The sequence below is a fragment of the Bacillus sp. EU52 genome (assembly GCF_037964975.1).
GTDB lineage: Bacteria > Bacillota > Bacilli > Bacillales > Bacillaceae > Bacillus > Bacillus subtilis.
The window spans coordinates 3280261-3303069 of sequence record NZ_CP150177.1; the positions used below are offsets into that span (position 1 = coordinate 3280261).

The following is a 22809-nucleotide window of genomic DNA, read 5'->3' on the forward strand; positions in this document are numbered from 1 at the left end:
GTCAAATCAGTATACATCACGCTGATAGCGTTTTTGCTGCTGCATATCGGCAAGATAAGCCTCCGCTTCTTCGCGGCTCATATTGCCTTCTTTTTCGATAATTTCAAGCAATGTGTTATGGACGTCATGCGCCATGTGCTTTTCATCTCCACAAATGTAAACAGCCGCTCCTTCTTGAAGCCATTCAAACAATTCTGCGCTATGTTCAAGCATGCGGTGCTGCACATATACTTTTTCTTCCGTATCACGTGAGAACGCCACATCCATTTTTGTCAGCACACCGTCTTTGAGCCAATTCTGCCACTCTGTCTGGTAAAGGAAATCCGTGACAAAGTGCTGATCGCCAAAGAACATCCATGCCTTTCCTTCCGCTCCCGTCTCCTCACGCTCCTGCATAAAGGAACGGAAAGGTGCGACGCCTGTCCCAGGGCCCACCATGATAATCGGTGTTTCAGGGTCTTTCGGAAGCTTAAAGTTTTGATTGTGCTGTACATAAACCGGCAGTGTGTCACCCGGCTGCAGACGTTCCGCGCACAAAATCGAGCAGACGCCTTTTCGTTCACGGCCGTGCGCATCGTAGCGGACTGCGCCGATTGTTAAATGCACTTCATCCGGATTTGCGGATAAACTGCTTGCAATCGAATAAAGGCGGGCAGGCATTTTTCGCAAAATCGAGACAAACTCCTGCGAAGATACACTAAATGGGCCATAGTCACGGACGAGATCAAGCAAATCGCGACCTTCAATATAGGCTTTTACATTCTCCTCATTTCCCGGGGCTAAAAGCTCTCTAAGCTCATCGTTCCCTGTCAGCTGGGCTGCCTGTTCAAGAAGCGGTTTTGTGAGAACGGTAATCTCATAGTGAGAAATCAGCGCTTCTTTCAGCGGACGGACATCACCTTGCTTATTAAGCGTCACAATTTCTTCCGGGTCCCAATTCATTTCCTTAAGGAGCAGCTCGACAAGTTCCGGATCGTTTTCCGGATAGACGCCGAGGCTGTCACCAGGCTCGTAAGTTAGGCCAGATCCTTCAAGAGACAGCTCCACATGGCGTGTTTCTTTATTTGATCCTCTGCCGTTTAAATTTAAATTTTCTAACACTTCAGCCCGAAACGGGTTTGTTCTGGAATACGAAGACTCACCGGTTTGTGACGCAGCCGCCGGCGCAGGCGCGGCGCTTCCGCCCCCAGCTTCATTTAATCCTTTCAATACACCCTCAAGCCATTCGGCTGCCGGTTCATCATAGTCAAGATCGCAATCAACGCGCGGAGAAATCCGTTTTCCGCCGAGTTCTTCTAAGCGCTGATCAAATTCTTTCCCTGTCTGGCAGAAAAATTCGTACGAACTGTCACCAAGCGCCAAAACGGAAAAGCGCAGGTCTTCAAGCTTAGGCGCCCGTCTTCCGTGCAGAAATTCATGAAACGACAGCGCGTTATCAGGCGGCTCGCCTTCTCCATGCGTACTGACGACGATTAAAAGATTGGTTACCTTCTTCAGCTGATTCGGCTTAAAATCGCTCATGGATGAGACGGTCACTTGAAAACCGCTCTGTTCAAGCTGCTTGCCGGCATTTTCTGCAAGCCCCTGTGCGTTTCCCGTCTGTGAACCATAAAGAACGGTCACTTCTTTTGAAACAGCTGGTGCCGCCGCTTCCGCAGACACAGCTGCCGCCGGCGCACCCGCAGTTTCTTGGGCGGAAACAGATTGCGCGGATAAGTATCCGCTCAGCCAGATTTTCTGGGATTCGGTCAAGGTCGGCAGAAGGCGGTTAAGGAGCTCTGCCTGCTCCTGATTAAACGGACTGTTCATTACCTGAAGTTGCAACATATCCACCTCACAAAGTTATAAACTGATCGAAAATTGCATCTAATTGAACTTTACCGGAATACTAGGCTTAAGTAAAATATATTTACATGATGATAACTATTAAGAATCCTAATGATAAAACGGCTATGCTTCATGTAAATAGAAAAAAGAGAAGGACTCCCTTCTCTTCATTCAGCCATCTGATATAAGTGAGGCGGCACAGCGGTTACAAACGGACTGGCTTCACCTGTATAAAATACCGCCAGCATGTGCATCGCACGGGTGCACGCAGTATATAAAAGCCTGCGGTCGTGCTCTGTATGATAGTGTTCTTCAGATGCATCATAGACAAGCACTGCGTCAAATTCAATTCCCTTTGCTAAATACACCGGAATCACGCAAACACCCTTTTGGAATGGTTGATTTTCTTTATGAATCAGGCGAACATCTGTATATTCACTCATGTGGGCGTGCGCCTGTATGCATTGCTGCGCTGTCTTGCAGATGACGGCTATTGTTTCGTGCCCTTTTTTCTTGAGCCGGCCAATTTCTTGCGCGAGCTTTTGGCAAAGGCTCTCATGTCCTTCAGTTTTGACAACGAGCGGCATTTCCCCGCTTCTATTAAACGGCTCAATATCCGCTCCATCTTGAAGCATCGCTTTGGTAAATTCGACAATCTGCCTTGTTGATCTGTATGTTCTCTTTAAACGAACATACTCAGCAGGCTCATCCTCAAAGCACGCATCCATACGCTGATCCCCATGTATGGTATGCGCGTAGATGGACTGATTGATATCACCGAGCACTGTCATGCTGGCAGCCGGAAAAATACTTCTCATGTAAGCCATCTGAAACGGTGAATAGTCCTGGGCTTCGTCAATAAATAGATGTTTGATCTTCGTATTTTTCTTTCTGCCCTCAATCAGATCCTGCATATAAAGAAACGGTGCCGCGTCCTCATAGAGCAATTTATTATCCGAAAATGCCGAACGGGTCAGCTCAGCTATCGCGGCCATCTTCTCATGCTGAAATTTTCCTCCCCAGCCAGAAAACAATTGCAAATAAAGTTGTGTAACATCAAGAAATGCAAGGAGCCTGACTGCCTGTTTGAGCGGTTTGAAAGCTTTTTTCACAATGATGGCGGCAAGCAGCTGCTGCTCTCTTTGATAATCGTTAAACGTACTCTCGCTGAACCGTTTCCTTTCCTGCAGTTTTTTGTACACGTCCAGGTAGTCCTCTTTGTCAAGCAGCTCAGCTTCATGAACAACCCAATCCTTTCGCCGTTCCTTTTTCTCAAGCTTGTTAAGCTCACTCAGCAGCCACTTCGCGGTTTGCTCCATCCGATTCGGAATGGAGTGATTTTGATCCAATGAGTAAAAATAGGATTGAATTTGCTCCTTTGTGATCAGCTTTTGTCCGCGGAATATAATATTTTTAAAAATCATCCCGTCAGAGGAAAGCCGTGTGACGTATTCATTAATGAATTGCTGAAAGGATAAACCCGCCTTCCATGTGATTCCCGCAAGCCTTGTTGGAAAATCGCCTCCCTTTGTTTCGGTCAGGCAATATTCGAGCTGATCAAAGGGGCTTTCACATTTGAACCTGCGGCCAAGACGATGCTCGATATATTCCTGAAACGTCGCCTGCTCCATATTCTCTTCTCCTAACTCCGGCAAAACAGAGGAGACATAGCTGTTAAATAAGAAGTTGGGAGAAAACAAAACGATTTGTCCGGCATCAATGACGCCACGGTGCCTGTATAACAAATAAGCGACACGCTGAAGCGCAGCCGATGTTTTCCCGCTGCCAGCCGCTCCCTGCACGATCAGGATCTTGCTTTTTTCATTACGGATAATCTGATTTTGTTCTTTCTGAATCGTAGACACGATGTTTTTCATTTGGGTATCGGAGTGATGGCTTAATACCTCTTGCAGCATTTCATCACCAATCGTCATATCGGTATTAAACATCGCCTTGAGAGTGCCGTTTTTGATCATAAACTGGCGTTTCAGCACCATTTCCCCTTCTATCGTTTCACCGGGCACCTCGTACTCCGCTTTTCCTGGGGAATAATTGTAGTACAAACTTGATATCGGCGCCCTCCAGTCATAAATCAGAAAGTGTTCCTCCTTCTCATCCAAACAGGAAGCTAAACCGATATAAATTCGCTCTGCCTTCTCCTCGCCGTTTTCAATAAAATCAATCCGGCCGAAATAAGGCGATTTTTTTAATTGATGAATTCGTTTGAGCTGCTGATCCATGCGCCGATGATTGTGTTCCCGATCAGACAGCAGCTCTGCCTGCTGCTTAATGCTTGCCATCGTTTCAATCGCTTCATGGGCATCATCAAAATTAACCTTAACATCCTCCCAAAAGCTTTTTCTTAATCCGATGATATCATGCTTCAACCCGCCCGCAGACGTTTCCAGAAACCGCTCTTTTTTTTCGAGCTCCTGCAGCACCTCATCTATTCTCGACTGCTCTTCCTTCCATTCCTTATCCTGCTGATTCATGAACGGCACCTCCAGAAAATAGTTGACAAACATAGATGAAATACTGTAAAATATAATTGGATACATATATCGAATGTATGATGAAACTAGCAAATACAATTTATCTTAGCACATTCACCCAATACCAATCAAGGTTTGGGTTATTTATATGCAGAAAAAACCGATTTCAACTCGAAATCGGTTTTTTCTCTTATGATTTCACATTGATCACTGTTGGAGGTGCTTTTCTTAGGTTGCAAATCTTCTCTTTCATCAGTATCGATTCCTTATTCCATTCAATCTTCGATATAATATTTCTTTTTCATTTTAAAAACACCGCAGAGCTTTACCGTGTTTGTCTGTTCATCTAACGTGAAGAATGACTAAACTGGCTGTTATTGTCATCTTCCATAAAGCAACTACATCCTCGCTATCGTATCTATAGTCGCAGTAAAATAGTCATTTTTCATCCAATTTCGACATATTTCAACAAATTGAAGTTTTTCATTTGGGAGAATAGGACGATGTTACATTATTTCTCTCGGTTTATGATAAGAACATGAAGAAAGAACCAGAATTAGTTAGGAGGAAATACTCAGTGAAGAAAAAGCTATCTATGATGTTGCTGGCATTCGTCGTAGCCGTAACAAGTTTTACGGCAATTGACCTAGTAAACAACAAAGCGGAAGCTAAAGATTGGGTTAAAAAAGGTCAAATATGGAGTACTCATTACCATTCGGGCTCATTTAAAAACTATACTTACTCGCCAACATTTCAGATTTATTATCCAGGACGAGGAACTTGGGCCAACATGACAGCAAACGGATCAGGCAGCGGGAAAATTACAGCAACTCTGCAACAAAAGACAAATAAAGGCTGGAAAAATGTTAAAACTTTTTATGCAACGAAAAAAGGCTCTACAAATTTAAGTTACAAACAAGCTTCTAAAAGCTACAAAACAAAATACAGATTCAAATTCACTAACACAGGAACTAAAAAAACCATCAGCTATACCTTTTGGGCTACCTATTAATTTTCAATAGCTTTGCTCTGCGCGGTCAGCATTCGAAAAGGACTTTTTATTTGATCCCGGCAGGCTACCATAAAAGAAACCTCTCCATGACGGAGAGGTTTCTTTTATTTTACTGACTATCTAAGCGAAAAGAACGGTTTGGCAGCTTCCAATTAAACATATAGGAACAAACCCGGCAAACAACGAGCACGAAAAACAGAACGTATAAGCCGAACGAGTTCCCCAGCCAGCCCAAGCCGACGATTAAACCGCCGAGAGCCGCCCAGACTGCATAAATTTCTGCCTTCAGCACAAGCGGTTTGCGCCCGGCAAGAAGGTCGCGGATGATTCCGCCCCCGCTTCCCGTCAGCACCGCAGCCACGATCACGGCACTAAGCGGATGGCCCATTTTGACAGCATACAGTGCGCCTTGGATAGCAAAGGCAGCGAGGCCGATCGCATCTGATAAATTGCCCCACTTATTCCAATGCTTCAGCAGCAGCTTCGGAAACAGAAACACAATTGTAATAGATAAAAGCGCGATTTGAAAGTACGCTCCCTGCTCCCATAGCGCTGACACCGGAACACCGATCAGCAAATTGCGGATCGCTCCTCCTCCAAAAGCGGTGACAATCCCTAATATATAAACTCCTAAAATATCATATTCCTCTTCCATCGCAACAATTGCGCCGCTGACTGCAAACGCAATGATGCCAATCACACTAAGCAGCTCCCAAGCCATTCTGATGACTCCCTTTTATGTTTGTTAAATTTTCTGACGACCTCTAGATTTTATAATCGCTCCAGCGTAAAATCAATAACATTTTTATGAGAAAAAAAGATAAATTTAGAGGGAATACGGCTATTGCTGATGGACATGAGTTTGCGAAATTAAAAAAGCGCCCGGCATACGCGGGCGCTTTTTTTGTTATTCAGATTTTTCGCCTTTCAGCAGGCACATAAAAATGATAATCAGGATAAAAGCAATCAGGGCCAGGAATGGAATCGTAATAAAACCAAACCAGTTAATATATTGGCCCGAGCACGGCACGCCGCTGACACATGGCTTAATGCCGCTAAAACCGGGCACTTTTTGCTCTAAATAATGCATGGTCGAAATGAATGCCCCTATAATAGCCATCGGGAGCACAAATTTTTTCACTCGTGTGTCCCCTTGAAAGGTGGCGATGCCTAAAATCAGGACGAGCGGATACATGAGGATACGCTGATACCAGCACAGTTCACATGGAATAAACTTTCTAATTTCACTGAAATACAGGCTGCCCAGCATAGCGATAAGAGCCACAACCCAGGAAGCATATAAAAATATGATTCTATTTTTCATATCGTTTTACTTCCCTTTCAGCTCTTTTTCTATTGTCTCTTTGATTTCATCATAATCCGCAAAATTTTTGATCACTTTATCATTGACGTAAATCGTCGGTGTTGCCTGTATGTTCATTTTTTGATTAAGGTCAGAATCCTTTTCCACTTGAGAAGCGAATGTTTCCTTATCAAGATTTTCCTTGAGCGTCTCAGGTTTTATCTTTGTGGTGCTTTTTGCAAGATCACCAAGGAGGCCTGGGGTTACCCATTCCTGTTCCGTATCTGGCTGTTTTTCGAACAGCTTTTCATGGAAATCCCAGAAAGAGTCAGGGTCTTCCTTCCATACTTCTTCAGATGCAAGAGCCGCTAACCTTGAACCTTTTCCATGGAACATGACGTTCACGAAAGAAAATTTCACATCGCCCTTATCAATAAAGTCTTTTTGTATTTTTGGAAAGATGTCACTGTTAAACACCTTGCAAGACGGACATTTGTAATCTCCGAATTCTACTACAGTTACCGGTGCATCGTCCTTGCCAAGCACAGGCTGCCCTTTGATAGACGGCTGTCCGGACACCGCATCATTGCCTTGTTCCGTTTTGTTATTAATGATGACAATGGCTGCTAGCAATACAACAACCACAACCGTAAGGATGACCGCGAATTTCGCAGAAGACTGCTGTTTCTTTTTCACTCCGACACCTCATCGTTTTAAAATTAAAAAAGAAGCGGATCGCAATTGACCCACTTCTTTATTTTAACAAGACAAGCGCTGATAAGAAAACCCCGAAAAAATGAATTCTCTCCGACAATTTATTTGTTTTTGAGACGCATGACGCGCATGGCGTTCGCCACAGCAAGCAGTGTAACGCCGACATCTGAGAAAACCGCTTCCCACATGGTCGCAATTCCAAATGCACCAAGAATGAGAAAGATCGCTTTCACACCTAAAGCAAAGCCGATGTTTTGCCACACGATTCGCCGTGTCCGTTTCGCAATCCGAATCGCTTCCGCTATTTTTGACGGCTGATCTGTCATCAGCACGATGTCTGCGGCTTCTACTGCGGCGTCTGAGCCAAGGCCTCCCATCGCGATCCCTATATCTGCGCGGGCAAGCACCGGCGTATCATTGATACCGTCACCGACAAAAATGAGTTTTTCATTAGGTGAAAGCTTAGCTACCAATGCTTCGACCTGCGAGACTTTATCTTGCGGCAGCAGCTCTGCATATACCTCACCAATCCCAAGTTGTTTTCCGACGGCTTCTCCCGTTTGTTTCGAATCACCCGTCAGCATAGCTGTCTGTTTGATCCCAAGCGACTTCAGATCAGCAACCGCCTGTGCTGCGTCTTCCTTTATCTCATCCGCTATGATGATTGCTCCGGCATAGCGTTGATCAACAGCAACGTGTACGATTGTTCCAGCATTTTCATCCGGGACATCCTCAATTTGTTCTCTTTCCATGAGCTTTTTATTCCCGGCAAGGATCTCAGTTCCATTTACCTTTGCAAAAATGCCGTGACCGGGGATTTCTTCGTATGACTCTATCTCATCGGAGGAAAGCATTTTCCCGTAAGCTTTACGCACAGATTCAGCAATCGGATGCTGTGAATGAAGCTCAGCGTATGCCGCCGCTTCAAGTAATCTATCCTTTGTAAAACCTTCCGCGGGTTTGATTTCTGTCACTTCAAAGCTGCCTTTTGTTAGTGTTCCCGTTTTATCAAACACCGCGTATTTGACTTGATTCAAAGCTTCTAAATAATTGCTTCCCTTTACAAGCACTCCGGCCTTTGAGGCCGCTCCGATTCCGCCGAAGAAACCGAGCGGAATAGAGACAACAAGCGCACAAGGACAAGAAATCACTAAAAAGATAAGCGCGCGGTACACCCAATCGGAAAGCGCGGCGCCAGAAAGAACAAGCGGCGGGACAAAAGCCAGCAATACCGCAATGATCACAACAGCAGGTGTATAATACTTGGCAAACTTCGTGATAAAGTTTTCTGTCCGGGCTTTACGGCTGCTCGCATTCTGAACCAAGTCTAATATTTTTGATACTGCTGATTCCTGATAGCCCTTTGTGACTTCAATATGCAGAACGCCGTTTTGATTGATAAAGCCTGACATTACATCTTGTCCTTCCGCAGCTTTTCTCGGAACGGACTCACCTGTTAAAGCAGATGTATCAACCATTGCTGACCCTTGCACGACCTTACCGTCCAGGGGTATGCTTTCTCCCGGATTAACCACAATGATGTCTCCTGTCTGAACGTCCTCCGGGGAAACCTGTTCGATGCCGTTCTTTGTTTTGAGATTGGCGTAATCAGGCCGTATGTCCATTAACGCACTAATTGATTTTCTGGAACGGCTTACCGCGGCTCCTTGAAAAAGCTCACCGATTTGATAAAACAGCATAACGGCGACCCCCTCAGGGTATTGCTGAATCAGAAAAGCGCCGATTGTGGCAAGGGCCATTAAGAAATGTTCGTCAAACACCTGACCGCGGATGATGTTTTTGACTGCGCGGATCATAATGTCACCGCCGATAATCAAATAAGCACCGAGGAAAAGGAAAAATTCAATGGTTCCCGAGTGAACCAAATATGCCGCTGCGCCGAGAATGACAGCCGCCGCCATTCTGATCAGCATATTGACCATTCGATTACGATAGCCATCATCAGCTGATTTCTTTATATGCTTTTGGCGAACCGTTACATGCGGATCAATTGATTTCACTTTTTTCTCTACTTTATTCGTGACCCATTGCTCTTCTTTCCCATCGGCTGAGACAGTTAAGGTGCTTGCCGCAAAATTTACCGCGCATCCGTCAATTCCTTTTATGCCTTTGACTCCATTTTCGATTTTTCGGGCACAATTGCTGCAATCCAAACCGTCCAGAACGTATTCCTGTTTCACTAGTCTCACCTTACCTTCCGATTTAGGGTTCCCTCTTCAAAGCGTATCAATGAGTATTGTATTTATTTTATATATATGAGCATATACTCATATATAAGTTACACCTATTATATGTTGTTTTCCAAGAAAGTGTCAATGAAAAACAAAAACCGGCATATAGCCGGTTTTTCATTTTACTTTCTGCAGACGAAGAGCATTCAGAACAACGGAAACGGAGCTGAATGCCATTGCTGCTCCTGCTATCCACGGTGCTAAAAATCCAAGTGCTGCGATTGGGATGCCGAGGCTGTTATAGCCAAGCGCCCAGAATAAGTTTTGTTTAATGTTTTTCATTGTCAATCTGCTCATGCGGATTGCGTCGGCAATGCTGTTTAGATCGCCGCGAATAAGTGTAATGTCTGCTGTTTCCATGGCAATGTCCGTGCCAGTTCCAATCGCCATGCCGATGTCAGCTGTGGCAAGCGCCGGCGCATCGTTAATTCCGTCGCCTACCATTGCTGTCTGGCGGCCTTCTTTTTGCAAGCGGGCGATTTCCTCCGCCTTTTGTTCAGGAAGGACTTCCGCAATGATATTCGCAATTCCCGCTTCCTTCGCGATGGCTTCTGCGGTTCTGCGATTGTCTCCTGTCATCATGATGACATCAAGACCCAACTCTTTCAGACGGGCAACAGCCTTCCGCGACGTATCCTTAATCGTATCTGCAACTGCTACTAGCCCAGCTGCTTCTCCATCAATGGAAACAAGCATAACGGTTTTTCCTTCTGCCTCTAGCTCTTCCATTTTGGCGAGAAGAGTCCCATGCTCAACCTGTTCGCTTTCCATTAATTTTCTTGTGCCGACGAGAATGCTTTTTCCTCCGGCTTCAGCCAAAATGCCTGCGCCGACTTTTGCTTCAAAGCGGGTAAGTTTCGGTATCTCAACCCCTTTATCTTTCACGCCAGCAATAATCGCTTCGCCAAGCGGATGCTCTGATCCCGTTTCCGCTGCCGCTGCAAATTGAAGCAAATCTTTTTCTTCAAAACGGCCGAATGGAATGGCATCCGTCAGACGCGGCTTCCCGTTTGTCACGGTTCCGGTTTTATCAAGAACAATTGTATCGAGACGATGTGTTTTTTCTAAATGCTCGCCGCCTTTAAATAAAATCCCGAATTCAGCAGCGCGTCCAGATCCAGCCATTATGCTCGTCGGAGTAGCAAGACCGAGGGCGCAAGGACAGGCAATGACAAGAACCGCAATGAACTTGCTGATCGCTTCGGCAAAATCGCCAGGAGCCGCCCAAAGATACCAAATGAGAAAAGTGAGAACGGCAATCCCCAATACAATGGGTACAAAAATGCCTGAAATCTGGTCAGCGAGACGCTGGATCGGCGCTTTTGACCCTTGTGCTTCCTCAACAATTTTGATGATATGAGAAAGCGCAGTATCCTTTCCGACGTTGACAGCTTTAATTTTCAGAAAGCCGTTTGCGTTAACGGTTGAACCTGTCACGCTGTCACCAGGATTTTTGTCAACAGGAAGACTTTCTCCTGTAATCATCGATTCGTCAACCGCTGAACGGCCTACAACCACTTCTCCGTCGACAGGAATTCGTTCGCCAGGTTTGACGTAAACAATGTCATTAACAAGCACTTCGTCGATCGGGATGATTTGCTCCTGTCCGTCTCTTACAACAGTAGCTGTTTTCGCTTGAAGCTTCATCAGCTTTTTAATCGCATCCGAGGAACGGCCTTTTGCTTTTGTTTCAAACAACTTGCCTAATAAAATCAGCGTCAGCAAAATCGCGCTTGTTTCATAGTAAAGGCCTTCTGTATGCCCGTGAGAGCCAAGGCTTTGAAAAGTAAGATAAAGACTATAAGCGTAAGCAGCCGTCGTACCGAGGGCGACCAATACATCCATATTGGCGCTTTTATTTCTGAGCGCCTTATAAGCACCCACATAAAACGGCCAGCCGATCAGAAACTGGACTGGTGTCGCCAGCGCAAACTGCATCCACGGATTGAGAAATATATCCGGTACCCAAATGAATGATGTAAATGTAAAATGGCTCACCATCGCCCAAAGCAATGGAAACGACAGGACAGCTGAAAAAATCAGTCTCGCCGTTTGCTTCCGTTCTTCTTTCTTTTTAGCAGCAGCCTCACTGTCCTGTTCACCCTTCAACTTTAGCTTATATCCAAGCTTATCTACCGCTTCTTTCAAATCGCTGACAGACGCTTCTTTTGGATTGTATTCGACCGTAACTGTTTCTAAAGCGAAGTTTACTGGAGCATTTGCGACGCCTTCTATTTTGTTAAGCCGTTTTTCAATCCGATTGGCGCAAGCCGCACAGGTCATGCCTTCAATATCGAATTCAGCTTTTTCTGTAACGACGTGATAGCCCAGCTTTTCTATTTTTTCTTGAATCGCTGCAGTCCCTGTTTCAGCAGGATCGTAGATTACATTTGATGTTTCCGTTGCCAGATTAACATTTGCATCCGTGACACCGGGCATCCGCTTCAGGCCTTTTTCAATTCTGGCAGCACATGCCGCACAGGTCATACCAGAGACCTGCATCGCGATTTCCTTTTGTTCACTCAACATACTCACTCCTTTATATACACCTGGGGGGTATATAAAAATGAAAGAAATATCGCGCCTCCCTAAAGGCGCGATACCTTGAATCACTCAGCTACGTCATAGCCCTGATCCTCTATCGCATCCGCAATATCTTTGACTGATACTTTGTCAGCATCAAACGAAACATCGACTTTACCCGCTTCCAGATTGACATGAACGGCACTGACGCCGTCCAGTTCTCCTACGCTTGTTTCTACTGCTTTGACGCAGTGCTGACAGGACATTCCTTCAACTTGCAATGTTTTTTGTTCCATAATCAATTCCTCCTGTTTATTCTTTGTATTTTTATCCTACCATACCCCCGTAGGGTATTACAATAAAAATACGCTTTATGATTTTGTGAACTTTTTAAATACGTCCAAAAGCTCAGAAATGGCCTGTTCCCCGTCTCCGCTTTTGATGGCATCTGCAACACAATGATGGGCATGATCCTCAAGCAAATGAAGCGCCACATTTTTCATTGCCGCCTGAACAGCTGAAATTTGCACAAGAATATCTACACAATATCTGTCGTTTTCCACCATGTTTTGAATGCCTCTGACTTGACCCTCAATCCGCTTAAGCCGGTTTGTAATCTGATCTTTTTCTTTCGAGCTTTTATGGTTTAATGTTTTATGTTCGTTATGCTTTTCCATGCGCACACCTCTGTTTAATGATATTAATTCCCATTATACTGATTGTCCAAACGGTTGTCTAAGCATGCCGACGCAAAAAATGAATCAGTTAGGTTTTACCATTTGATCAGGAGGGTATATACTTCTGTTGATAACGCTTTTAAAGGGGAGAAGAAAAGTGGATACGATCAAGGTTGGGATATTAGGATACGGATTGTCCGGTTCTGTTTTTCACGGGCCGCTGCTGGATGTTCTGGATGAATATCAAATCAGCAAAATCATGACATCTCGGACAGAAGAAGTGAAACGGGATTTTCCAGATGCTGAGGTTGTACATGAGCTTGAGGAAATCACAAATGACCCTGCCATTGAGCTTGTCATTGTCACCACCCCGAGCGGCCTTCATTACGAGCATGCTATGGCATGCATACAGGCCGGAAAACATGTTGTGATGGAAAAACCAATGACAGCAACGGCCGAAGAGGGGGAAACATTAAAAAGGGCTGCCGATGAAAAAGGCGTATTATTAAGCGTATATCATAACCGACGCTGGGATAACGATTTTTTAACGATTAAAAAGCTGATCTCTGAGGGATCCCTTGAAGATATCAATACATATCAAGTTTCCTATAACCGCTACAGACCTGAAGTTCAAGCGCGGTGGCGGGAAAAAGAAGGCACTGCCACTGGTACGCTGTATGATCTCGGCTCCCACATCATAGACCAAACCCTGCATTTGTTTGGGATGCCTAAAGCCGTGACTGCAAAAGTGATGGCCCAGCGGGAAAATGCCGAAACGGTTGACTATTTTCATTTAACCCTGGATTATGGCAAGCTTCAAGCCATTCTATACGGAGGATCAATCGTTCCGGCAAACGGACCTCGTTATCAAATCCATGGAAAAGATTCCAGCTTTATCAAATACGGAATTGACGGACAGGAAGACGCACTCAGAGCGGGAAGAAAACCAGAGGATGACAGCTGGGGTGCAGATGATCCGGAGTTTTACGGACAGCTTACAACCATTCGTGGCTCCGGCAAAAAAACAGAAACGATTCCATCAGTAAATGGCTCCTACCTTACTTATTACCGTAAAATAGCGGAAAGCATACGAGAAGGTGCTGCGCTGCCAGTCACTGCTGAGGAAGGTATTAATGTCATCCGCATCATTGAAGCCGCGATGGAAAGCAGTAAAGAGAAACGAACCATTATGCTGGAGCACTAAAACAAAAGCCTCCCCAAATAAGGGGAGGCTTTTTCATTAGAATGTTTTTCCTGCTTCTTTCGCACGCGCAATCGCGTCTTCTTTGATTTGCTGTGCTTTATCAGGCTCCGCATTATGTCCCTCTACGAAAATGCCATCGAATGATGGTACGCCGAAGAAGTTCATCATGATGCCGATGTAGCGGTGCCCCATTTCCATCTCAGCCGCAGGGCCTTCTGAATAGTAGCCGCCGCGCGCTTGGATATGAATTGCTTTTTTATCAGTTAACAAGCCGACAGGACCTTGTTCTGTGTATTTGAATGATTTTCCTGCAACAGCAACAGAATCGAGATACGCTTTCATCACTGGCGGGAATGAGAAGTTCCATAAAGGAGTAACAAATACGTACTTATCAGCTGATGCAAATTGATCGCTAAGCTCTCCCAAACGGCCTACTTTCGCTTTTTCGCTTTCAGAAAGCTCTTCAAAGCCTGTACCTGACTGAAGCTTTCCCCATCCGCTGAATACATCTGCGTCAATATGCGGGATGTTTTCTTTGTACAAATCGATATGTACAACTTCATCATTTGGATTCGCTTCTTTGTAAGATTCGATAAATGCTTTACCTGTTGCCATACTGTACGAAGTTGCTTCGTCATGTGGATGAGCAGTGATATATAATACTTTTGCCATTTTTACCAGCCCTTTCGTTTTTAAAAATCACACATCAATTATTATCATACAGATGCATAATGATTATTCTGTCTCTCTTAGACTTTATTATAGAGACAAAGAAATTTACTTTCAAGTAAAACATCTCGAATTAAAGATTATTTAACTTTCCCAAACAGCTTACTTTTCAAAAGCTGTTCTCAAGCCGGAATACAGCGCGGACAATTCTTTACTGATCCGAGGATAATGAGGGACATGCGGCACTTGAATATCCGCAGGCATCCTTTTCATGATAAAGGATTGCTCAGCCTGTTCAAAAAACGCCCGCAGCTGGTTGATCTCTTCATCAGAAAACGGAGCAGACGGACGGCGGTGAGCTTGCGCCGAGAGCAAATAGTACCCTAAGTGCTGAGCACCGGAAATGGCAGGCCAGAGCGCATCCGCATTCGCGTGAGGAAACTCGCCAAGCGCCTTGTCATACGCATCCCGAAGCCTGACAAGACTCACCCTTAACTTGTGTTCGTCGGCAATTTGCCCGGTTAACAGTTTCTCCATAAACTGCCCTTCCAGCCGGATGACATTCCGCACAAGTTCTGGCAGCCGCTTGGTTGAAAACCGCCGCCACAAAAGCATTGTTCCCAACAGCCCGATCACGCTGCCGACAGCTACATCAGTCAGCCTCGCTATCATAAAATAACCGGCGCCCGCCCCGCCATGCATACTTTCTGTGATAACAAGCGCATTTGCGGTTAAAAAGGGAACAGCCAGCGCATAATTGCGGACGATCAGCATCTCAAGAAGACATTGCAGCGCTGCAATACAAAACGCAATATAAACACCGCCCGGCTTAAAAAACAGGATTGCGCCTGCCAGTATAACACCGATCACCGTTCCGGCCGAACGCTGAATAGCCCTGTGAAGCGTAAAAACAACAGTAGTGCCAAGCATGACCGCTGCTGCCGAAAGCGGAATCCAATAGGAGCGTGCAAAGCCGAATGCGAGGGCAAACATATCGGCGGCAAACAGAACAATTCCGTACTTTAACGCTCTAATCAAAACTGGAGACTTCCAGTCAAAGGCATTTCTCAAAAAGTAAAAAGAGGATGGCAGGCGGCTTGGTTCCCCGTCAAGCTGCTTATCAAAACGTCCTGAAGCGATATACAAAACCTCATTGATTTCTTCAAACAGCTTCCGCCTAGGCTCAGATTCATTTTCATTAATCTGAAACGTATTGAAAACCCGTGCATTCGCAAGCATATCTCCGGTTTGGCGAAGTGCCTTTTCAATCTGCGCGGTCTCTCTGTCCGGCGTTTCAGCTGAAAAATGAATAATGGCAATAAATATGTCGTCAGCTTTCTCAAGGAGGCGAAAAAATCGTTCATCATGCCGCGATTTTTTCCGTCTGTTCCCTTTCCCAAGAACCGTTTGGCGGGCTGTTCTAAGCATGAGCACCGTCTGATGCTGTGCGTTATGAAAACCTGGCGTTCCGACGGCTGAAAGACATGCAGCCAGCTGATGATATGTTTTTTGCAGCACCGCTCCCTCCGGTCCATGTTTGTTCCATAACCAGCCGATTAAAGCGATACCCATGGCGAAAATGCCGCCGAGAAACGTCAGTCCCGCTCTGAACAGCGCTTGTGAAGGATCGGCCGGCAGCCCGGAACTGACTAAAAAGGCAAGGACAAAAAACATCGGCGCAGGGCCTTGAATGCCGAGCGCGCTAAAAATAAACATCGCCGCTGCACCGATCAGCCCCAAAACAGCCGCCATCATCCAAAGCATCCCGGACAAAAGCGTCCCTAAACCAAATGAGAGGGCGATCCCAATAGAAACCAAGAGCAGCTTCAAGGCGCGCTTTTTGTACGATTCACCGCCCGCATATAAATAAACAAAGCCTCCGATACTTGCAATTAATCCGTAATCCGTGTGACCTGCCAATGCACCGACCAGCACAGGAAACCCTGAAGCGAAACCTGATCCGATAGCCTTTTTCCAAGGAAATGGATTTGCATGAATGCGAAAGGCATCCTTCACGATAGGCATGATTCTTTGATTGTTCGCAGCAGTTTTGTTCATTTGACAAAATCCTTTTCAATGAATGTGTAGAACTTTTCCAGTTTCTTCGCTTTAGTATGCCCAAAAACGCGGTTAGCTTCTCAATTGGTGCGCACGATAAAAAAACAGAGACTTATACCGTCTCTGCTTCATTACATCAGTTTATTATAAAAGCGGCACCTGTCAGGACTGTTTTGTCCTTCTGCCTTCCTTCAAGAGCAGGTGAATAAAAAATAAAGGATAAATCAATAGATACCCATTAAACAGCCACCACACAAGATCAAAGTCACTGCTGAATGTCCAGAATGATAGCGCCTGCAGACCTGAACAACAGGTCAGCACAAGAGAAATCAGCGCCATCAGCTTCCAGTCAGCTCGATTCACCCGCTGTAGGTACAAGCTGTACAACCCTGTGACAGAAATCAGGATATCCAGCGGAAAAAAAGACCAGTTCCAAGCGATCATAAACGGATGGTCATGATGTTTAAAAGCCCAGCTTTCCGGTATGAGCGAAAATCCGGCTGACAGCCAGTACAAGATAAAACCGATATCAGTCACGAGAAAAAACAGCTTCATATATCTCATTTGTACTGCCCGCTTTTATGTACCGGCTCAGACACCGCAGCATGCTCGATCAGGTTTAAAGACACAACACCGGCAATAATCAATCCAATTGAAATGACTTTCATGACACTCACATGTTCTTGAAAAAACAAAAAACCAACGACTGTAATCAGGACAATTCCCATCCCTGACCATACAGCATAAGCAACAGATACATCAATGGATTTAAGCGTAAGCGTCAGAAAGAAAAGACTCCCTCCATAAAAGAAAATCAACAGCAAACTGGGAATAAGCTTTGTAAAACCGGACGATAGCTTCATGCTGACCGTTCCCGCAACCTCAAACAAAATCGCCGAGCATAGAAACACCCAATTCATGTCGCATCAGCCTCCTCATCAGCTGTTATACCGTTAAACAAAACATCTACAATTGATTCAAGCACCTCTCCTGTCGTGAACTGATGTTTCAGCGGATATTCAGGGTCATACACTTGATTGATGCTCCCTATATACATGTGAACAAACAGGTCCGGATTGATGTTTCTGATTCTCTTTTGCTGTTTGCACTCGTTTAATAATGCTAGGACAATCGCCCATTCTTCCTTAATAAACGCGTCTAATGTAAGCCACGCATCGTAATGGTATTTCTTTAGTTCATTTAATAATCCCATGTTCAGCAGTTCCATCCCCTGCGGAAGGCTGATCAGCATTTTTTTCACCTTTTCGAGCACATTTAAACTTTCATTTTCATAGATGTCTCTTTCTATTTGCTTCATTTCAGCTATAAATTGTTCGACAACCGCCTCAACAAGCTGATCTTTAGATGAATAATATGCATAGAGCGTCCGCTTGCTCGTTCCCAGCGCTGCCGCCAAATCATTCATCGTAAATGAAAATCCTTTCTGCTTGATCAGCCGGATGGTTTCCGCCATAATTCTTTTTTCCACATTAATCCCCCACTTCCGGTACCAATAAAACTATTTCGGTACCAATATTATACGGCAGAAATTTATGGAAATCAACAATATATAAAAAACCTCTCCTGTTGGGAGAGGTTTAAAAGACACTGCGGACCAAACCGCCGTCTGCCCGAAGTGCCGCACCATTGATCGCAGAGGAAAGCGGGCTGCTTAAAAATGTAACGAAGTGGGCGATTTCTTCCGGACGGATCAGTCTTTGAATAATAGATGTCGGCCGGTTTTCTTTCATAAAACGTGCCTCAGCTTCTTGAACAGTCAGGTTTTCACCAGGATACAGCGAGTTCAGCATGGTTTCCACACCCTCTGTTAAGGTAGAGCCCGGCATGACGGTGTTGACTGTGACATTCGTGCCGGTTGCCAGCTCCGCCAAACTGCGGGAAATGGACAGCTGCATCGTTTTTGTCGCACTGTAATGGGCCATTTCCTGTGACGGCATAATCGCTGCTTCACTGGCAATGAAAATCACACGCCCTTCTTTTTTCTCTATCATGTTATGCAAATACCTGCGTGTCAGCCTTACACCGCTCATAATATTCACTTCAAAAAAACGAAACCATTCATCGTCGGGAATATCAAAGTACTCCGCCGGTTCAAAAATCCCTAAATTGTTGACCAAAATATCAACCTCTGGATATGCCTGAAACAGCTCATTGCAGCCTTCTTCTGTTCCCAAATCAAATGCAGCCGGATAAAGAACCGCTTCAGCATGTTGTGTTTTCAGTTCATCTATCGTTTGATTCACTTTCTCTTCCCGGCGTCCGTTAATGATCACTGCCGCACCTTCTTCAGCTAATGAAGAGGCAATAGCTTTTCCGATCCCTGATGTCGAACCGGTCACCAATGCGGTTTTTCCTTGTAAATTCAGCTTCATTATTCATCCCTCCGTTTTTGATTCCTCTTATTTATTGACAGAAATCTGATTGGTGAAACATCTGCTCTGCAATCAGTATGAAACAGCTGGGATTGAAATGGAAGTACGCACTTTTTGGTGCCTGTGGTTTGGAGAAAAAATAAAGCAGAACCTCTTAAGAGGTTCTGCTTTATTGTCAGTATGTATGGAGACGGTGGGAGTCGAACCCACGTCCAGAAACATCGATTACTTAAGCGTCTACGAGCGTAGCCTGCATATTTATGGTTTCACTCATCTTCTTGCCTGCGGGCGGGCCTTCCGAGAGCTAGTCTGTTCATCTCTTCTTACGTTCTCAGACAGGAACGCAAGCGTAGCCTACTTGGATGTGCTCTTCACAGACACATAGGCAATGTCAGGAAGAGCTCGCTGCGCTTATTAGGCAGCTAATGCTACGTTTTGGTTAAAACTGTTAGTTTTGCCAGTTATATTTAAGTGCGTGTTTACGAGATCGCCTCTCGGCTCGCAGCTCAAGCTCGATCCATCCCTGTCGAATCCGTAACGTCCCCTTGGTATAAGGGAAATACGGGAGAAAATATCAAGCTCTCACTCAAACTGGCTATAGTCTTATTATAACATGATCACGGCTCTTTTCAATTGTCAAATCCTTCAAATGAATGGCGTCGTGATCTGATCGTGAACACAGTATAGCACAGGCCTGATTTTCGAATCAAGCACTATGCCTTTAGAAGCCTTTTTGACTGTCTCTGAACGCTCTTTCGATTTCCCGCTTCGCGTCCTTGCGCTTCAGATCTTCCCGTTTGTCATAGTTCTTCTTCCCTTTTCCAAGGCCGAGAAGCACTTTGGCAAAGCCGTTTTTTAAATACAGCTTCAGCGGAACGAGAGAATAGCCTTTTTCCTTTGTTAACCCGATCAGCTTATTAATCTCCTTGCGGTGCATTAACAGCTTTCTTGTCCGAAGCGGATCGTGGTTATAGCGGTTTCCCTGCTCATATGGGCTGACGTGCATATTGTGGAGAAACACTTCTCCCCGTTCGATTTTGGCGAAGGAATCCTTAAGGTTTACGCGGCCGGCGCGAATCGATTTGATTTCGGTTCCTTGCAGAACGATGCCTGTTTCATAGGTTTCTTCTATAAAATAATCGTGATTGGCTTTCTTATTTTGAGATAATACTTTTCCTGACCCTTTTGGCATGCCAGAACCTCCTCTCTCTAAGGAAAAACTGTCCACCTTTTGCGATACGCTCTATTTTACCAAATGTCACGTACTGCTACAATGAAAAGCTGTTTCCGAAAGAAAGCAAATAGAGCGCTGCGGCCCTATTTGCTGGTTGAGCTGCTATTTCTTCTTTTTCCGTTTCTGTTTCGGAGCATTCTGGAAGCCGCGTTTTTTCTTTTTCTTCTTCGGCTTAGTGAACCACTCCCCTTTTTCCTCAGACGGAGCTGGAGAAACAGGTGTATTGGTGCTTTGAACACGTTTTCTGGCAGGCTTTCCGCGTTTTCTGCTCCGGCTGCTGTCCAATTCTCTCGGACGCCGCGGAGTGCCCTTCATGCCGACAATTTCAAAGTCGATATTGCGCTCATCTTTATTGACATCGACAACCTTGACTGTGATTTCATCCCCGATGCGGAAGACGTTGCCTGTCCGCTCGCCAATCATTGCGAAATGCTGTTCGTCAAAGCGGTAGTAGTCATCTGTCATAAAGCTGACATGGACGAGTCCTTCAATTGTATTCGGCAGCTCGACGAACATTCCGAAGTTTGTCACAGAGCTGATCATGCCGTCAAACTCTTCACCGATTTTATCAAGCATGTATTCCGCTTTTTTCAGGTCATCCGTCTCACGCTCGGCGTCAACTGCACGGCGCTCCATAGATGATGTATGTTCGGCGATATCCGGCAGGCGTTCAGCCCACTTTTCCTGTGTCGCTTCATCGACTTTGCCGTTGATCAAATACGTTCGGATCAGACGGTGAACGATTAAGTCCGGGTAACGGCGGATCGGCGATGTGAAATGCGTATAGAATTCCGTTGACAGACCGAAGTGCCCCAAGCTTTGCGGGTCGTATTTCGCCTGTTTCATCGAACGGAGCATAACAGTAGATATAACCGTTTCCTCTGGTCTGTCACGTACAGCGTCCAGAATGCTTTGCAGCGCGCGCGGATGAATATTCCCCGCCGTTCCTTTCACCACATAGCCAAATGTCGTCACAAATTCTAAAAACTTTTGCAGCTTTTCAGCATTCGGCTCTTCGTGAATCCGGTATATAAACGGGACGTTCATCCAATGGAAATGCTCCGCCACTGTTTCGTTTGCCACAAGCATAAATTCTTCAATCAGCTTCTCGGCGACAGAGCGTTCTCTGATCACAACGTCTTTAACCGCTCCTTCGTCATCAACAAGCACCTTTGCTTCTTTGAAATCAAAGTCAACGGCGCCGCGGTCCATCCGCTTATCGCGAAGAATTTGAGCCAGGCGCTCCATGTCTTTGAACATCGGAACAAGAGGCTCGTATTTTTGCTTCAGCTCTTCATCATCATCAACAAGAATTTTATTCACATCTGAATATGTCATTCTTTCCGTTGTTTTGATGACACTTTGGAAGATCTCGTGCTCTGTCACCTGTCCCTGACTGTTAATTGTCATTTCACAAGAAAGCGTCAGGCGGTCAACCTTTGGATTTAAGGAGCAGATGCCGTTTGACAATCTGTGCGGAATCATCGGGATGACACGGTCAACCAGATACACACTTGTCCCTCTTTCAAGCGCTTCTTTGTCAATCGGCGAGTTTTCGGTTACGTAATGGCTGACATCAGCTATGTGAACGCCAAGCTTGTAGCTTCCATCATCAAGTTTCGTCACGGTAACTGCATCATCCAAATCCTTCGCATCCGCACCATCAATGGTGACAATCACCTGGTCACGGAGATCACGGCGGTCTTTCAGATCTTTTTCATCAATCGTGTCAGGCGTACTTGATGCCTGTTCCATCGCGTCAGCTGGAAATTCTCCCGGCAGGCCGTGCTTATGAATGACCGATAAAATATCAATGCCTGGGTCGTTTTTGTGGCCGAGAATGGTTTCAACCTCACCCTCTGCGTTCATGCGGCCTTCAGGATAGCTCGTCAGCTTGACAACAACCTTATGCCCTTCCGCAGCTCCATTTTTCCCATTTTTCGGAATGAAGATGTCACTCGTGATTTTTTTGTCGTCCGGAATGACAAAGCCGAAGTTTCTCGTTTCTGTATACGTGCCGACAACCCGCTGAATCGCTCTTTCTAAAATCCGTATGACGGTTCCTTCCTGCCTGGAGCCGCTTGACTGTGAATTTAGACGCACCATGACGATATCGCCGTTCATTGCCGTATTTAGCTCATTAGGCGGAATAAACACATCACTTAACGACGTATCCTCAGGCAGCAAAAAGGCGAATCCTTTCGCATGGGCTGAAATCTTTCCTTTTATTAAGTTCATCTTCTCCGGAATGCCGTAGCGGTCGCTTCTCGTCCGTACGATAAGCCCTTTTTCTTCCAAGGCGACTAACGCTTTGACGAGCTCTTTAAACTCCTCGGCTTCCGTAATATTTAACATCTCCTCAAGTTCCTGAACGGTCAGAGGTTTGTACGCCTCTTCCTTCATAAACGAGAGAAGCTTTTCCATAAATGCTTCTTTTTCCATTATCCGACC

19 protein-coding genes and 1 other RNA gene are annotated in these 22809 nt (G+C 45.3%); 2 read left to right on the top strand and 18 right to left on the bottom strand.

The features are described from left to right. Window positions 1-6: 6 nt before the first annotated feature. Both NSU05_RS16890 and helD read right to left on the bottom strand, forming a co-directional pair. The gene (locus NSU05_RS16890) at window positions 7-1824 is read right to left on the bottom strand and encodes an assimilatory sulfite reductase (NADPH) flavoprotein subunit (protein WP_038429620.1); all 1818 of its coding nucleotides are present in this window, start codon (window positions 1822-1824) and stop codon (window positions 7-9) included. A gap of 170 nt (window positions 1825-1994) precedes the next feature. Beyond that, window positions 1995-4319 (bottom strand): DNA helicase IV, encoded by a 2325-nt coding sequence (gene helD, locus NSU05_RS16895; RefSeq protein WP_038429622.1) that lies wholly within the window; start codon window positions 4317-4319, stop codon window positions 1995-1997. 577 nt (window positions 4320-4896) lie between these two features. On the opposite strand from helD, the gene NSU05_RS16900 reads away from it, so the two are divergent. Next, on the top strand, window positions 4897-5331 hold the full coding sequence (locus NSU05_RS16900) for a hypothetical protein (protein ID WP_014477979.1): 435 nt from the start codon (window positions 4897-4899) through the stop codon (window positions 5329-5331). 109 nt (window positions 5332-5440) lie between these two features. Here the strand turns inward: NSU05_RS16900 and NSU05_RS16905 are convergent, their stop codons facing one another. From NSU05_RS16905 to csoR, 7 genes are all read right to left on the bottom strand, one after another. Beyond that, window positions 5441-6052: a trimeric intracellular cation channel family protein gene (locus NSU05_RS16905; protein ID WP_003228419.1), complete on the bottom strand. Its 612-nt coding sequence runs from the start codon at window positions 6050-6052 to the stop codon at window positions 5441-5443. Window positions 6053-6238: 186 nt separating this feature from the next. Then, entirely contained in the window at window positions 6239-6655 is a 417-nt protein-coding gene (locus tag NSU05_RS16910; RefSeq protein WP_038429625.1) for a disulfide oxidoreductase, read from the bottom strand. 6 nt (window positions 6656-6661) lie between these two features. After that, on the bottom strand, window positions 6662-7330 hold the full coding sequence (gene bdbD / locus NSU05_RS16915; RefSeq protein ID WP_003228414.1) for a disulfide bond formation protein BdbD: 669 nt from the start codon (window positions 7328-7330) through the stop codon (window positions 6662-6664). A 119-nt stretch (window positions 7331-7449) separates the two neighbouring features. Then, window positions 7450-9558: a heavy metal translocating P-type ATPase gene (locus tag NSU05_RS16920; RefSeq protein ID WP_154231165.1), complete on the bottom strand. Its 2109-nt coding sequence runs from the start codon at window positions 9556-9558 to the stop codon at window positions 7450-7452. A 159-nt stretch (window positions 9559-9717) separates the two neighbouring features. Then, window positions 9718-12126 carry a copper-exporting P-type ATPase CopA gene (gene copA / locus NSU05_RS16925; RefSeq protein ID WP_339204166.1) on the bottom strand — a complete coding sequence of 803 codons (2409 nt, stop codon included), beginning with the start codon at window positions 12124-12126 and terminating at the stop codon, window positions 9718-9720. 83 nt (window positions 12127-12209) lie between these two features. After that, complete coding sequence (copZ, locus tag NSU05_RS16930; protein WP_003228406.1) at window positions 12210-12419, bottom strand: copper chaperone CopZ; 210 nt, start codon at window positions 12417-12419, stop codon at window positions 12210-12212. 75 nt (window positions 12420-12494) lie between these two features. Further along, window positions 12495-12800 carry a copper-sensing transcriptional repressor CsoR gene (gene csoR / locus NSU05_RS16935; RefSeq protein ID WP_003228404.1) on the bottom strand — a complete coding sequence of 102 codons (306 nt, stop codon included), beginning with the start codon at window positions 12798-12800 and terminating at the stop codon, window positions 12495-12497. A 127-nt stretch (window positions 12801-12927) separates the two neighbouring features. Here csoR and iolW point away from each other — a divergent pair, with 127 nt between their 5' ends. Then, window positions 12928-14004 carry a scyllo-inositol 2-dehydrogenase gene (iolW, locus tag NSU05_RS16940; RefSeq protein WP_038429631.1) on the top strand — a complete coding sequence of 359 codons (1077 nt, stop codon included), beginning with the start codon at window positions 12928-12930 and terminating at the stop codon, window positions 14002-14004. Window positions 14005-14040: 36 nt separating this feature from the next. On the opposite strand, the gene azoRB is transcribed toward iolW, so the two are convergent. The 9 genes from azoRB to rnr all read right to left on the bottom strand — a co-directional run bounded on the left by azoRB (window position 14041) and on the right by rnr (window position 22800). Next, complete coding sequence (gene azoRB / locus NSU05_RS16945; RefSeq protein ID WP_003243587.1) at window positions 14041-14676, bottom strand: FMN-dependent NADH-azoreductase AzoRB; 636 nt, start codon at window positions 14674-14676, stop codon at window positions 14041-14043. A gap of 159 nt (window positions 14677-14835) precedes the next feature. Next, window positions 14836-16731, bottom strand: coding sequence for an FUSC family protein (locus NSU05_RS16950; protein WP_003243180.1), 1896 nt, complete (start codon window positions 16729-16731; stop codon window positions 14836-14838). Between the two features lie 162 nt (window positions 16732-16893). Further along, a complete protein-coding gene (locus tag NSU05_RS16955) occupies window positions 16894-17295 on the bottom strand; it encodes a YvaD family protein (protein WP_003242541.1) in 402 nt (133 codons plus the stop codon). Beyond that, on the bottom strand, window positions 17292-17651 hold the full coding sequence (locus tag NSU05_RS16960; protein WP_017695156.1) for a multidrug efflux SMR transporter: 360 nt from the start codon (window positions 17649-17651) through the stop codon (window positions 17292-17294). The genes NSU05_RS16955 and NSU05_RS16960 overlap by 4 nt, the downstream gene beginning before the upstream one ends. Further along, on the bottom strand, window positions 17648-18220 hold the full coding sequence (locus tag NSU05_RS16965) for a TetR/AcrR family transcriptional regulator (protein WP_038429633.1): 573 nt from the start codon (window positions 18218-18220) through the stop codon (window positions 17648-17650). Before NSU05_RS16965 ends, NSU05_RS16960 begins: the two co-directional genes overlap by 4 nt. Before the next feature lie 109 nt (window positions 18221-18329). Then, entirely contained in the window at window positions 18330-19124 is a 795-nt protein-coding gene (locus tag NSU05_RS16970; RefSeq protein WP_003228388.1) for an SDR family oxidoreductase, read from the bottom strand. 182 nt (window positions 19125-19306) lie between these two features. Next, window positions 19307-19669: a transfer-messenger RNA gene (gene ssrA, locus NSU05_RS16975) on the bottom strand. Between the two features lie 176 nt (window positions 19670-19845). Next, the gene (smpB, locus tag NSU05_RS16980) at window positions 19846-20316 is read right to left on the bottom strand and encodes an SsrA-binding protein (RefSeq protein WP_003220025.1); all 471 of its coding nucleotides are present in this window, start codon (window positions 20314-20316) and stop codon (window positions 19846-19848) included. A gap of 144 nt (window positions 20317-20460) precedes the next feature. Next, entirely contained in the window at window positions 20461-22800 is a 2340-nt protein-coding gene (rnr, locus tag NSU05_RS16985) for a ribonuclease R (RefSeq protein WP_003228386.1), read from the bottom strand. Window positions 22801-22809 lie beyond the last annotated feature (9 nt).